Here is a 14,199-nt window from a genome sequence, read left to right as displayed (position 1 = left end):
GGCAAACGCCGGCTTCCTGAACCAGATCAAATTCCGGACGCGGCGCGGTCCGTATACTGGTCGGGAAATCCAGTGGTGCTCCCGTCGAAGCGGGTTCACCGGGAACGGAACCTGTTGTGAATCAAGCACGAGCGTCGACCCGCTTTCGATCGAAAGCAGGACCGCGCTGTGCGCTGGCGAGCCTGCTCGTGCTGGTCGGCGCTTCGGCCCCGGCGGTCGGTCCGCCGGCCCCCGACAGCGAGCTGGTCCTGTCGCTGGAGCGCGCGCTGGACATCGCAGCTCAGGACAATCCGGCGATCGCGATCGGTCGCGCGCGCCGGGCCGGGGCCGCTGGCGCGAGGGTGCGCTCGCGCCAGGGGTTCTCACCCCGGCTGACGCTGGAGGCCTCTCATCTGCGGCTCGATACGTCCACGCTCGACAACATCCCGACCTTCGAGCCACAGCGCCCTCCGGCGATCGTGCGACGCGACGTCGGACCGTTGAACGGCAACGTCGCCAGCCTCGAACTGGTGCAGCCGCTGATCAACGTCGGTGCCTGGAACGCGCGCCGCCAGGCCGGGCGTGCGCTGGAGGCCGCCGAGCTGGATCTGCACCGGGCGCGTCGTGAAGTCGACGTCGCGGTCGTCGAGGCCTATTTCGGTGCACGAACCGCGCGCCGCCAGGTCGAGGCCGAGCGCAAGGGGCTGGCCACCGCACAACGCGCTCTGCGCCAGGCCGAAGCCGGTTTCGAACAGGAACTGGTTGCCCCGGTGGACGTGCTGGTTGCGCGAACGCGGGTCTCGGAAATGGAGGCGCGGGTCGCGGCGGCCCGAGCGAGCGTGATCGGCGCCGACGCCGTTCTGCGCCAGGTGCTGGGCACCGACGAGGACCACGAGTTGATCCTGACCGATCCGGTCCCGCGGCCGAAATCCCCGGCCGCCGACACGCCGGATCGTCGACAGGTTCTCTCCGAACGGCGCGATCTGCGGGCGCTGGAGCAGGGCCTGGAGGCGGCCGAGTTCGGTGTGAAACGTGCCCGCGCAGCGTGGCTTCCCGATCTGAATCTCTACGCCCGCTATGACCGCTTCGACGTCAACGATCCGCTGAATGTCAACGAAACCGGTTGGCTGGTCGCGCTGAACCTGCGCTGGACGCCGTTTCTCGGCTTCGGGCAGGTCGGCGCGCTCGATGAGGCCGAAGCCCTGGCGGCCGAAACGAGGGCGAAGCTGCGCGCCCTGCGCCAGCAGGCCTGGGCCGAAGCACGGACCGAATTCGCCAACTGGGAGGCCGAAGTGCAGGCCTGGCGGACCGCCTCCAGCGGCAAGCTCGACGCCGAGGAAGCGCTGGCGCTGACCGAGGCGCGCTATGCCGAGGGCCTCGACGACATCACCGCGTTGTTGCGCGCCCAGGCCGAGGATCTGGCCGCCCGCACCCGCGAGATCAATGCCCGGTACAACGCAGTGGTCGCCGCTGCGCGCTACCGGCTCGCCGTTTCCGGCGACACGCTGGGCCTACGGCCATGAACGGTTCCTTGATTGCAGCCAGCCGGACGCCTTGCGCTCGCCCGAGCGCATGGCGTTCGATCCTGTCGGCGGTGTTGCTGCTGGTGCTGCTGGCGGGCTGCAGCGGCGAGCCGGAGTCCGACGGACGTTCGGCCGGGCACGGCGACGGCGACGGGCAGGCATCGAGAACCGTCCGGACCGTCATCATCGGTCCACCGGCCGAGGAGGCATCGGTTGTCGCGGCCGGTGTGGTCGCGCCGGTGCGGCGGGCCCGAATGGGAACCCGCCAGGCGGGCAACGTCGAGGAGGTCATGGTCCAGGCCGGCCAGGCGGTGGCGGAAGGGCAGCCGATCCTGCGCGTCGATGCACGCGATCTCGAAGCCGCCCTTCAGGCCGCACGGTTGCAGCGTCAGGCCGCGCGCACCGCCTGGGAGACCGCCCGCCGCAACCGCGAACGGTTCGGCCGGCTCTACGAGGAGCGCCTGATCGCCCGGGCCCGACTGGAAGAGGTGGAGCTTGTCGCCGAGGACGCGCGAGGCCGCCTGGAGCAGGCCGAAGCGGAACTGGCCGCCGTCGAAGTCAATCTCGACTACGCCACGCTGCGCGCTCCGTTCGCCGGTGTGGTCAGCGAAGTACTGGCCGATGTCGGCACGTTCGTCGCACCCGGGCCGCCGCTTGCGGTGTTCGAGGACCGCAGCCGGCTGGAGATCAACGTCGGCATCGGCCAGAAACGGGCGACCGGGTTGGCCGTGGACGATGTGCTGCCGTTCAGGGTCGATGGACTGGAGGACGAGCTGACCGGCCGGGTCGACGCCGTGCTGCCGGCGCTCGAGCCGCCCGGTGTCGGCCAGACGCTTCGGCTGATCGTCGACGCCCCCCCGCCGGCGCTGGCGCCCGGCATGATCGCTGAAGTGCGGCTTCCGGTGAAGGACGCGGCCCCGTCGTTCGTGCTCGTTCCGGCCTCGGCGGTGATCCGGCGCGGTCAGTTGAGCGGCGTGTTCGTGATCGACGAGAGCGATCAGGGCCAGCCACGCGCCCGGCTTCGATGGCTGGCCGTGGCGGCGTCTCCGACCGACGGCGAGGCCGACGACGTCCGGGTCCTGCGCGGGCTGGGGCCCGGGGACCGGGTGATTGTCGGGCCGGCGGTCGGAACGCTGGTCGACGGCCAACCGGTCGCGCCGGTCCGGCCATGAGCGAACTCGGCTTCGCCGGTCGCATCGCCGACCGCCTGATCGATTCGACGCTGGTTCCGTTGATCGTCGTCGGCACCCTGATCGCCGGTGCCTGGGGGCTTGCGCTGATCCCGCGCGAGGATCGCCCGAACATCGAGGTGCCCACCGCACGGATCGTGGTGCCGTCGCCGGGTGCCGGGGTCCAGCGCGTCGATGAATTGATCGCGCGTCCGGTCAGCGCCTGGGCACGGCAGCTCGAGCAGGTCGTGGAGGTCAATTCGGTCGCCTCCAGCGATGCCGCCGTGGTCGAGGTCGAATTCGTCACCGGTCTGAGCGATGCCGAGGCCTACAGCCTCCTGTCCGAGCTTGTTGCAAGCAACGCCCACCGGCTGCCTCGATCGGCCGGGCCGGCCGAGATCCGGACCCTGGGCGACGAGATCCTGACCGGGCTGATGATCACGCTGTCCAGCGGCGAGCTGGACGGTGCGGCGCTTCACCGGATCGGCGACGAGCTGGCGGTGGAACTCGAGCAGGTTCCCGGCGTGCGCAACGTGGAGGTGTTCGGTGGCCAGCCGCGCCAGATCCAGGTTCGACCCGATCCGGTGCTGCTCGCGGCCCGGGGAATCGGTCTGGTCGAGCTGAGCGATGCGATCGAGGCGGCCAGTCTGCGTCTTCCCGCCGAGCCGATCCGCGGCCCCGTCACGCGCAGCGTGCGGGTCGGTACGCTGCCGGCCGCGCCGGCCGACCTCAGGCAGATCCAGGTCGGTGTGGGCCCGGCGGGTATCGTCTACCTGGGCGATGTCGCCGACGTCGTCGACGGCCCGGCTCCGTTCGAGTCGGCCAGCCTGCACTGGCAACGCGACAGGAACGGTGACGGGACGGACGCGGCAATGGGTGAAGTGCCGGCAGTCAGCCTGGCGCTGACCAGTGTCCCCAACGCCAACATCAGCACGGTGACCGAACGCGCGCTGGCCCGTGTCGATCGACTGGCCGGCGAGCTGCTGCCGTCGAGCGTGGAGGTCACGACGGCCTACGACGCCGGGGCCATGGCCACCGACACCGTGATCAGTGTGCTCGAGAACTTCGCGATTGCCGCGTTCACGGTCATCGCGATCATTTTTCTCGGCCTGGGCTGGCGCGCCGCCGCCGGGGTCTCGCTGCAGCTGCCTTCCAGTCTCGCGATCGTTCCGATTGCCTATCTCTGGCTCGATTTCACGCTCAACCCGGTCTCCATCGCCGCGATGATCCTGGCCATCGGCCTGCTGGCCGACGACAACGTCATCATCATGGAGAACATCCGGCGTCACTTCGGCGCGAGCGGGCGACGCAGCCGGGAGGTGGCCGTGCGCGCCGTCGACGAGGTCGGCAACCCGACCATGATCGCTGTTTTCCTGATCATTGCGACGTTCCTGCCGACCGCGTTCATCACCGGCGAAATGGGCCAGTACACTCGCGCCATTCCGATCGGGACGTCTCTGGCCATCGGTTTTTCGCTGGTCATCGCGCTGACCGTGACGCCCTACGTTGCCTATCGCATCCTGCGCCCGCCGTCGAGCCGCAGCCAGGCGTCGGCGGCGAACGGCGACGATGCCGGAGAGCGCGGCGGCGACGACGGAGACAACGACGTACCGACGGGTCGCTGGGCCGATTTCTACCGCGCCATGCTGCGCCCGTTGTTCGACCGAGCGCCGTTGCGCTGGGCGTTCTACCTGGGGCTGCTGGGGCTGTTTCTTGCCAGCATCGCGATGGTGGGCCTGCGCGCGGTGCAGTTGACGCTGGTTCCGACGCTGGACCGGGATGTGTTCGTGATCGAACTGGAACTGCCGCCCGGCAGCCCCCTGGAAGAGACCGTCTCCGCGGCGTCTGCGGTCGGTCGTCAACTGCGCGACGATCCGGACATCGAGGGCTATACCGTGTTTGCAGGCGCCGACGGCCCGCTGTTGCTGCCGCCGCCGGGCCCCCCTGAACTGCCGCGTGCCACTGCCCATCGCGCCAGTCTCTACGTGCAGCTCCACCCCCAGCGGGAGCGGGCGCGGCAAAGCTTCGAAATCAGCCGCGAGCTGGCGTTCTCGACCTTGCCCGGCCTGCTGGAGCGGTGGGGCGCGAGGGCCTGGATCCGCAGTATTCCCTCGGGGCCTTCGAGCGACAACGACCTGCAGGCCGAACTCTTCGGCGACGACGTCGAACGGAGAGACCGGCTGGCCGACACCGTCGCCCGCCTGTTCGAACAGCACGAAGCGGTCGGCGCGATCGAACGGTTTCCGAAACCGGCCGGGCCCGAGCTTCGGCTGGAGGTGGACCTGGCTCGCGCCGCGGCCCGCGGCGTGCCCCCGGCGCGCGTGGCGGCCGCGGTGCAGATTGCCCTGACAGGGCGCGAAGCGACCCGGCTGGACCTGCCCGCGGAGCGCCGGCCGCTGCCGGTGGTGGTCCGTCTCGATCCCGCGCTGCGTGATCGGACCCGGGACCTGGAGGGACTCTACGTCAGGAGCGAATCCGGACAATCGGTGCCGCTGCCGGACCTCGTGACCATGATCGAGCGACCCCGGCAGGCCGCTGTCCATCGTCACGAGCAGTTACCGACCGTGATCGTGGCCGGACGGGTGGACCGTGAACGAAGTCAGCCGATTTCGGTGCAGCGCGATATTGTCCGGCAACTCGAGCGCGAGCCGGTGGTCATGCCCGAAATCCGGTGGATCGGCCTGCCGTCCAGCGATCGGGAAACGACCCTGTACTGGGGCGGCGAATGGGCGATGACGCAGCAGGTCTACCGCGACCTGGCCGTCGCCGGACTGGTGGTCGTGATGCTGATCTACCTCGTGCTGGCCGGCTGGTTCGGCTCTTACAGCGTGCCGCTGTTGATCATGATTCCGATCCCGTTGGTGTTCATCGGGGTGATTCCGGGCCACTGGATCGCGGGACTGGACATTGCGGGACTGGGTGTGCTCGGAGTCATTGCACTGGCCGGGATCGTGGTGCGCAATGCGCTGCTGCTGGTCGATTTCACCCGGCTTCGGCTCGATCAGGGCATGGCGCTGCGCGATGCACTGATCAGCGCCGGCGTGGTGCGCACGCGGCCGATCCTGCTGACTGCCGGCACCGTAGTGCTGGGCAGCGGGGCGCTGGTCTTCGAGCCGGCGCTCAAGCCGCTCGGCGTGACGCTGGTCAGCGGGGTGCTGGTTTCGACCTTGTTGACGCTGGTCCTGATTCCGGCGCTGTACTTCCACATGTACGGCGAGGCGAACGATGCCTGATCGAGCCCTGCGCGGCTGCCCGGCTCGATCGATCGCCGGAGCCGGCGGTTGCGCCCGGTCCATGCCCCCAAGCCCCTTCGCCAGCCGGTGATCGGACGGTCCCGGTCCGAACGGGGAGCCGCAACGGTACACTTCCGAGGATGCCGCCGATGCCCGAGATGCCGATCCGCTACGTCGACCCCGTGTTCCGCCCGCCCAGCGAGGCGCAGTCGCTGATCCTGCCGGTGACCGACGGCTGTTCGTGGAACCAGTGCACGTTCTGCGAGATGTACACCGCTCCGCAGAAGAAGTTCAGGGCGCGCTCCGAGGACGAGGTGCTGGCGATGATCCGCCGCTGCGGCGAGACGTTCGGGCCGGACCGGGTCCGGCGCGTGTTCCTGGCCGACGGCGATGCACTTGTGCTGCCGACGCATCGATTGCTGCGGATCCTGGAGGCCATCGCCGAGCACCTGCCGTCGGTGCAGCGCGTGTCGAGCTACTGCCTGGCGCGCAACCTGAAGCGCAAGTCGGTCGACGACCTGGTGCAGCTGCGCCAGGCCGGGCTGCAGATGGCCTACCTGGGCGCCGAGACCGGCGACGACACGGTGTTCGAGCGCGTCAACAAGGGCGAGACCTACGCGAGCACCCGGGATGCGTTGATCAAGCTCGGCGAGGCCGGGATCCGGCGCTCGGTGATGATCCTCAACGGACTCGGCGGGGTGCGGTTCTCCGAGCAGCATGCGGAGAACTCCGCGCGGCTGGCCAACGAGACGCAGCCGGAGTACCTGGCCACGCTGGTGGTCGGTTTTCCGCAGGGCGAGGAACGGTTCAGGGAACGCTTCCCGGATTTCGAACCGCTGGATCAACCGGGCCTGTTCCGCGAGATGCGTCGTTTCATCGGCGCGCTGGAGCTCGAAGACACCGTGTTCCGCTCCGATCATGCGTCGAACTGGCTGGTGCTGAAGGGCCGGCTCGATCGCGACAAGGACCGGCTGCTGGCCCAGCTCGACGCGGCGATCGCCGACCCGGCCGGCGCGCCGTTGCGCCCCGAGTGGATGCGGGGGCTGTAGTCCGGTGGCACAGCTGCTCGTGATGGCCCACGCGCCTTCGCCGAACCTCGAGCGCCTGCGCGATGCCGCGCTGGACGGTGCCCGCGATCCGTCCATCGAAGGCGTCGACGTGGTCGCGAAGGCCCCACTGGACGCCGGACCCGACGAGGTCCGGGCCGCCGATGCGGTGCTGCTGCTGACGCCGGAGAACCTGGGCTACATGAGCGGTGCGCTGAAGGATTTCTTCGACCGCAGCTTCTACGAACTGCTCGACCGCACCGATGCGCTGCCCTATGCGGTGCTGGTCCGGGCCGGGCAGGACGGCACCGGCACGAAGCGGGCGCTCGAGTCGATCTGCGGCGGCCTGAAGTGGCGGGCGGTCCAGGACCCGCTGATCTGCCGTGGACCGTGGCAGGACGCGTTCGAGGCGCAGGCGCGCGACCTGGGCGCGACGCTGGCCGCCGGGCTGGCCGCCGGGATCTTCTGACCTCTGCGAACCCTGTTGCGGGAACCGGGGCTTGCGTTTGCGGGTCATGTACCGGACGATGGACAGGACCGCGCAGGGTGGCAGCCTGCCCGGACCGTTCGAACCCGAACATGCGATGCCGCGAGTCGGCGCCGAGACGCAACGAGTGCAATGATGAATTCCGGAACATCGTGGACGGGTCGCGCCGCGCTTCGGGATACCGGAGCCGCGGTGCTGGCGTTCGTCCTGAACGTCCATGTGCTGTTCCCGATGTTCGGCGAACTGACGCTGCACCTGGGCCAGGCGGTCAGCCTGCTGGCGCTGCTGCTGTTCGGGGTCCGCGCCGCGCTGATTGCCGCAGTGGCCGCGGGGCTGGGACTGTGGTGGTCGGCCGGGGCCTGGATCATGCCGCTGCTGTTCGTGCTGGAAACCGCGGTGATCGCGGCGCTGGTTGCGCGCGGCCGGGCCATGGTGCCTGCCGCGGTGCTGTTCTGGCTGCTGCTCGGTCTTCCGCTGAACTACCTCATGGCCACGCTCTGGCTGCACCTTCCGGCCGACGTGCTGCACATCAGCGTGATCAAGCAGGCGATCAACGGGCTGCTGAATGCCTCGCTGGCCGCGGGTGCGTTCCAGCTGCTGGTCAACACGGTGATGAAAAGCCCGGCCCACGATCGTCGGCAGACCTCGCTGCTGCGCCAGACCTTCGCGATGAGCGTGACGCTGGTGGTGCTGCCGGCGCTGCTGATCGCGTTGTTCCTGGTCAATCGCGCGGTCGATGCGCTCGGCCAGCAAGTGGAGCGCCGGCTCCAGCAGCAGGCGCAGGGCTATGCCTTGCTGACCGAGATGTATCTCGACCGGCACCAGACGGCGATCCGCCTGCTCGTCGAGCGGTTCCCCGGCGGGCCGGCCTCCTCGCTGAACCAGGCGTTGGACCAGGTCCAGCAGGCCCATCCGGGCTTTCTGACGATGGTCGTGACCGACGCGACCGGGGACGTGGTCCACGGCGCGCCGGCAACGTTCTACGATCGGGTGGCCGACGCTCCGGCGGCCGAGCGCAGCGTTGCCGACCGCGACTGGTTCCGGGTGCCGCGCGAGACCGGGGACGTGTTCCTGTCCGACGGGTTCATCGGGCGAGGCTTCGGCAGCGATCCGATCGTCGCGGTCAGCGCGCCGCTGGTCGCCGACGACGGCCGCTTCCTCGGCGTGGTGGAAGGGTCGCTGAACCTGCCCCGGTTCGCCGATCTCGAAGCGTTCCCGAACAGCGACGACTTCATGCTGATCGTCGACCGGGCCGGTCAGCGGATCCATGCGCCGGATGCCCTGGAGGTTCCGATCCTGGCGCCGGTCGAACTGCCGCCGGCGGCCGATCGGCGGCTGGTCGATATCGCCCAGGTCGAGCTCGGGGGTGATCGCTTCTTCGTTGCCGACGCGTCCACGATCCAGGGCTGGACGGTCTACGCGCTGACCCGCACGCGGGTGCTCGCCGAGCCGGTGGAGCGGTTCGTGGTCGCTTTCGGGCTGGGACTGCTGGGGCTGATCGCGCTGGGCGGCTGGGTCGCCCGGGTCTTCGCCACCGGCGTCACCCGCCCGCTGGCCACGCTCAGCGAGCAGATTCTCGACCCTGAGCTGGAGCGGATCCGGTTGCCGGCCGACCAGCGCATGAGCCCGGAGATCGTGCAGGTCTGCGATGCGCTCGACCGGGCGCGCCAGCTTTCGCTGCGCTTCCAGCACGAGCTGGAAAAGGAGGTCGTCTCGAAGACCGCCGAGCTCCGGGCGCTGAACCGGAAGCTCGGCCGGCTGGCGATCGGCGATCCGCTGACCGGGCTGCTGAACCGGCGCGGGTTCGAGATCAAGGCCGGCGCGATGCTCGATCTCGTCCGTCGCGAATCGCTGGGCCTGGTCGTGGCGATGATCGACATCGATCGCTTCAAGGCAATCAACGACGCACACGGTCATGCAGCCGGCGACGAGTGTCTGCGCAAGCTGGCCGAGCAGTTACGCGAGGCATTCCAGCGCCGCGGCGACCTGATCGCCCGGATCGGCGGCGAGGAATTCGCCGTGCTCGCGGTCACCGACGCGCCGGAGGCACAGTTCGCGCGCCTCGAGCAATTCCGCAGCCGGATCGAGCAGCAACGGGTCGAGCTCGGCGAGCTGATGCTCACCTTCACCGTCAGCATCGGCGCGGTCGCCTCGATCGCGGAGGCCGACAGCGAGATCGACGAATTGCTCGACGCTGCCGACCAGGCGCTGTATGCGAGCAAGCGCGCCGGACGCAATCGCCTGACCGAGGGAAGCGACGGCTGGCCGGCGCGGAGCTGATCCGGCCGTCGCCGCGGCCGGGAGCGGGTATGCTGCCGACTGACGCACCGTGCACCCCGGACGCCCGCATGCCCCGATCGACGCTGCTCGGTACCGCCCGCATTCCCGATACCGATGTCGAACTGAAGCTCCACGAGCACGGTGATCGATTCGCGATCTCGATTCCGGGACGGGGCGAGTTGATGAACACGCGGGTCCACGGCTCGGAGATCGCGCTGGCCGAGCGCACACTCGCGCGGCTGGGCCCGCGCGCAGCCATGCGCATCCTGATCGGCGGGCTCGGCATGGGTTTCACCCTGGCCGCTGCGCTGAAGGCCGTCGATGGCGAGGCCGAAGTCGTTGTTGCCGAACTGGTCCCGGAGGTGGTCGAGTGGATGCGCGGCCCGGTCGGCGAGCCCGCCGGCCATCCGCTGAACGACCCGCGCACGATGGTTCATGTCGGCGACGTGGCCGACGTGGTCCGCGAGCCCGGCGCGGGCTTCGATGCCATCCTGATGGACGTCGACAACGGCCCGGAGGGACTGATCCGGACGGAGAACGACTGGCTGTATGGCGAAGCGGGCCTGCGTGCCGCCTACCGGGCACTGCGCCCGGGCGGCATTCTTGCGGTCTGGTCGGCCTCGCCGAACCCGCGCTTCACCGGCCGGCTGGGCCGCGTGGGCTACCGCGTCGATGCCGAGACCGTTCGCCCGCATCGGCAGGGCCGGGGCGCCCGCCATCATCTCTGGTATGCCTGCCGGCACAACTGAGGGCTCCGGGCTCTGTGCGCGGTTCCGTTCTGCTATGTTCTTGCGGACTGGACTGGGCCGGAACCCGGATGGACCTCGACTTCCAACTGCGTGATATCGCACTGCTCGGCGGCCTGGTGCTCCAACTGGCCGGCCTTGCGGTGGTGATCTATCCGCTTCGCCGAGTGAATCCATCGATTCGCGTCTCGGCGCAGGCCGCCTTGCACCGGCATTCGTCCGGCATCCGGAGCCTGCGGGTCGAACACCCGGAGCCCAGGGCCTATCGGTTCGACGGCGTGGAAATCCGGCCGGACGAGGCCCGGTACTCGCGAGTGCGCACGCTGGCCGAAATGGTGCTCGATGATCTCGAGCCTCTGGTGATCCAGCAGGAATCCCTGCGCCCGGAGGAGCAGGCTGCCCGGAGCCGATTCGTCTGCCGAAGGATCCAGCGCAGACCGATCATGCAGGAACTTCTCCACGAGTGTCCGGAGTCGTACTGCGATGAACTGGTTCGTCTTTGCCACGAAGTCGATCGCGCATCCACGTGAGGGGTCCGAACGCCGAGCGTCGACGCCCGACCGGTCGCATCGACCGCTGGCTGCCATGAGTACCTTGCTGCGCCGCAATCCGTTCATCGTGCTCGGCGTTTCGCTGCCGCTGCTCCTCGTGATACTGGTGCTGGTCGTGCAGACGGTAAAGCGCTGGGGTGGGGAACGGCCGACGACGCCGGTGCTGTATGTCTTTTCGGCCGACCGGGTCGTGCAGCAACACCTGATCGTCGATGTCGCCGACGGGCGCCTGGGCCTCGCGCTCGAGGTCCCCGACAGCGAAGTGCACCGGCGTCGGCGTGCCGGGGCGTCGCTGGAATTGGCAATCCACGACCCGCGCGACGGGTCGCTGCAACGTCATGTGCTCGATGTCGAGGCGCCGGACGATGGCAGCGGACGAACGCCCCTGGTGCTGCCGCCGGCGCTGCGCCGGCTCGAACTGGATCGCTCGCCGATTTCGCCCGGGGGCGCCCGACTGGTCATCGATCGGCGCTCCGGGAGTGGCCTGTTCCGTGACGTGTTCGGCTTTGGCCGCGGCCGGGCTCGCTACCGGCTGGAGCTCGACGGCGTCGGGTTCGACGTGCCGGGTCACCCGCAGCCCTACGGCGCCTGGCCCGGCTTCATCGCCTGGGTGGTCGGCCCATGAGCGCCGGACCCGAGCCAACCGACCGGGCCGAGGCGCTGGCGCGCATCGCCGAGCTGGCCCGACACTTCGAAATCGGCCCGGACGAGATCGGCACGGCCCTGGCCGGCGGACCGCAGGCGCGGGCAGCCGGCGCGCCGGATCGGGTCCGCACGTTGCTGGCGCTGGTTGGCGGGTTGTTCGTGCTGGCCGGTCTGGTCGGCCTGCTGCAGTTGATCTGGTCCGACCTGGCGCCGTTCGCGCGGGTGGTCGCGGTGTTCGGATCCGGCGCGGTGCTGCTGGCGCTCGGCCTGGTCGCCGATCGCGACGAAGCCTTCGAGCGGGCCGCCTCCCCGCTGTTGCTGGTCGCCGGGCTGTTCCAGACCGCCGGCCTGTTCGTGCTGCTTGACGAATACCCGACCGGCTTCGACGATGCGCTGGATGCGATGCTGGTGTTCGGTGCGATGGCCGTGCAGTTCGGCGCGCTGTTCGCCGGCGTCAAGCGCGCCGACCTGCTGTTCCTGCTGTTGGTCGCCGGCACGCTGTTCCTGAGCGCGGCGCTGGCCTGGCTGGATGTGGACGGCGAATGGGTCGCGCTGATGCTGGGCGGTTCGGGGCTGCTGCTGAGCTTCGGGCTGGAGCGTACGCCGTGGCATGGCCTGTGCGGACTGGCCTGGGTGAGCTACGCCGTCATGGCCGCGTTCGGCCTGTTCGAGGTCGTCGAAGGGTCCTTCCCGGCCGACCTGCTGTTGATCGCCTTCGCCGCCCTGATCATCCAGCTCAGCGTCCATGTCGCCCGTCGCGCGCTGCTGGTCGCCGGCGTCGGGATCATGCTGGCCTGCCTCGGGTACTACACCGGCGAATATTTCGCCGACGTGTTCGGCTGGCCGATCGCGCTGATCGCGTTCGGCCTGGTGCTGCTGGCATTGTCGGGCTATGCCTGGCGGGTCGGTCGGCGCATCGCCGCTTCGAATCATGACCGAAGCCACATGCACGGTTCTCCGCCGCGCGAGTAGCATCGTCGAACCCCTGCGTGACGCTGTGGCATGACGATCGTCCGAACCATCAACCGGGAGCGTTGCGGCGTACCGGTCCAGCACGAGGATATCGAGAACATTGAATGAACGAGTCCGGTACCGATTCGCCGGCGCCGAGTTCTGCCCGGCGTCCTGCCATCTGCGCATCGACGGACAGGACGTCGTGCTGGAACAGAAGGTCGCCGACCTGCTGCAGGCCTTCTGCCGGCGGCCGCGTCAGGTGCTGACCAAGAGCTGGCTGCTCGAGGAAATCTGGCCCGGCCGCGTGGTCAACGAGGACAGTCTGTCGGTCGCGGTGAGCAAATTGCGCCGTGCACTCGGTGATCGCGCGGCCGCGCCGCGTTACATCCGCACCGTCACCGGCACCGGCTATCTGTGGTTGCCGGCCGTGAAGCGCGAACCAACGGTCGGACCGCGTGAGCGTCCCGGGCCGCGCGCCTCGTGGCGGCGGAGCCTGCAGCCGGCCGGGGCCGTCGGCGTTGTCGTGGCTGCAGTTGCGCTGGGCGTTGCGATCTGGTGGGCGGCGCCGGACGGCCGGCTTCACGATGCCGGGCCGCCGGCCACCGGTGAGCTGGGCGAACTGGGCGCGCGAGCCGCCCAACGACTGGACAGCGAGGATCCGGCCGAACTGCGCCGGGCCATCGCCGACTTCCGGCTCATCCTGGAGCGACGGCCGGGCGAGGTGTCGGCCTATCTGGGCATCGCCGAGGCCAAGATGCAACTCAGTGCGGCGACCGGTCACCTGGACATCGAACTGTACCGGGACGAGGTGCTGGCGCTGCTCGAGCACGTACTGGACATGGACCCGGACAACGCCCGGGCCTGGATCCGGTTGGCCGAGCTGCGCTTCCTGGCCGACTGGGACATGGTCGGTGCGGAGATGGCGTTCCGCGAGGCGATTCGCGCCGAGCCGGACAACCCGGAACACTACCTGCCGTATACCGAGCTTCTGCTGACGCTGGGCGAGTTCGAGCGGGCCGAGGCCGTGCTGGTGCGGCTGCGTGAGGCCGATCCGGCCTGGTACCGGTTCATCAATATGTCGTTTCTCTACCTGATGCGCGGCGAACTCGAACGTGCGCTGGACGAAACGCGTCGCCTGGCGACGTCCGAAGCCGAATCGGAGTCCACCCACAAGATCCTGCATCGAGTGGCGCTGCTGCTCGGCGACGATCCGCTGGCGTTCCGGCAGCTGCGCATCATCATGCGTGCCGAAGGCGTGGATGCGGCGCGGATTCAGCGCTATGAGGCCCTCTATCGGGAGCAGGGTTTGCAGCGACTGTTCGACGAGCTTCTCGACGATCGTTTCGAAACCAATGTCGGGCACTATCGTCCGCCGATGGCCTGGGCACGCTACGCGGTGACCGCCGGGCGCGAGCAGGAGGCGCTGGACTGGCTGGAGCGCGCCTTCGAAGAGCGCCAGCCCCAGGTCCTGTTGATCGCGGTCGATCCGCACTATGATCCGCTGCGCGAACTGCCCGGGTTCAAGGCGCTGCTGGATCGCCTACCGTGGCAGGTCGACGATCCAGGCAGCGCCTGACCGAGCGGCG

11 protein-coding genes are annotated in these 14,199 nt (G+C 69.2%); all 11 read left to right on the top strand.

Features of this window, described 5'->3' with window-relative positions; translation table 11 throughout:
* Window positions 1-116 precede the first annotated feature (116 nt).
* Window positions 117-1,502: a TolC family protein gene (locus HFP89_RS10455; protein ID WP_168717605.1), complete on the top strand. Its 1,386-nt coding sequence runs from the start codon at window positions 117-119 to the stop codon at window positions 1,500-1,502.
* Window positions 1,499-2,674: an efflux RND transporter periplasmic adaptor subunit gene (locus tag HFP89_RS10450; protein ID WP_168717604.1), complete on the top strand. Its 1,176-nt coding sequence runs from the start codon at window positions 1,499-1,501 to the stop codon at window positions 2,672-2,674. Before HFP89_RS10455 ends, HFP89_RS10450 begins: the two co-directional genes overlap by 4 nt.
* Entirely contained in the window at window positions 2,671-5,904 is a 3,234-nt protein-coding gene (locus HFP89_RS10445; RefSeq protein WP_168717603.1) for an efflux RND transporter permease subunit, read from the top strand. Before HFP89_RS10450 ends, HFP89_RS10445 begins: the two co-directional genes overlap by 4 nt.
* Before the next feature lie 149 nt (window positions 5,905-6,053).
* A complete protein-coding gene (locus HFP89_RS10440; protein WP_168717602.1) occupies window positions 6,054-6,953 on the top strand; it encodes a radical SAM protein in 900 nt (299 codons plus the stop codon).
* 4 nt (window positions 6,954-6,957) lie between these two features.
* A complete protein-coding gene (locus HFP89_RS10435; RefSeq protein WP_168717601.1) occupies window positions 6,958-7,419 on the top strand; it encodes an NAD(P)H-dependent oxidoreductase in 462 nt (153 codons plus the stop codon).
* Window positions 7,420-7,572: 153 nt separating this feature from the next.
* Entirely contained in the window at window positions 7,573-9,717 is a 2,145-nt protein-coding gene (locus HFP89_RS10430; RefSeq protein WP_168717600.1) for a diguanylate cyclase, read from the top strand.
* A 68-nt stretch (window positions 9,718-9,785) separates the two neighbouring features.
* Window positions 9,786-10,466 (top strand): hypothetical protein, encoded by a 681-nt coding sequence (locus HFP89_RS10425; protein ID WP_168717599.1) that lies wholly within the window; start codon window positions 9,786-9,788, stop codon window positions 10,464-10,466.
* A gap of 68 nt (window positions 10,467-10,534) precedes the next feature.
* The gene (locus HFP89_RS10420; protein WP_168717598.1) at window positions 10,535-10,993 is read left to right on the top strand and encodes a hypothetical protein; all 459 of its coding nucleotides are present in this window, start codon (window positions 10,535-10,537) and stop codon (window positions 10,991-10,993) included.
* Between the two features lie 55 nt (window positions 10,994-11,048).
* Window positions 11,049-11,639 carry a hypothetical protein gene (locus HFP89_RS10415; protein WP_168717597.1) on the top strand — a complete coding sequence of 197 codons (591 nt, stop codon included), beginning with the start codon at window positions 11,049-11,051 and terminating at the stop codon, window positions 11,637-11,639.
* Entirely contained in the window at window positions 11,636-12,631 is a 996-nt protein-coding gene (locus tag HFP89_RS10410; RefSeq protein ID WP_168717596.1) for a hypothetical protein, read from the top strand. Before HFP89_RS10415 ends, HFP89_RS10410 begins: the two co-directional genes overlap by 4 nt.
* Before the next feature lie 100 nt (window positions 12,632-12,731).
* Window positions 12,732-14,189, top strand: coding sequence for a winged helix-turn-helix domain-containing protein (locus tag HFP89_RS10405; protein WP_168717595.1), 1,458 nt, complete (start codon window positions 12,732-12,734; stop codon window positions 14,187-14,189).
* Window positions 14,190-14,199: the final 10 nt, after the last annotated feature.

Origin of the sequence: Wenzhouxiangella sp. XN79A (assembly GCF_012272825.1) — a bacterium.
Lineage (GTDB): Bacteria > Pseudomonadota > Gammaproteobacteria > Xanthomonadales > Wenzhouxiangellaceae.
This window is presented reverse-complemented; position numbering and strand designations above follow the sequence as displayed.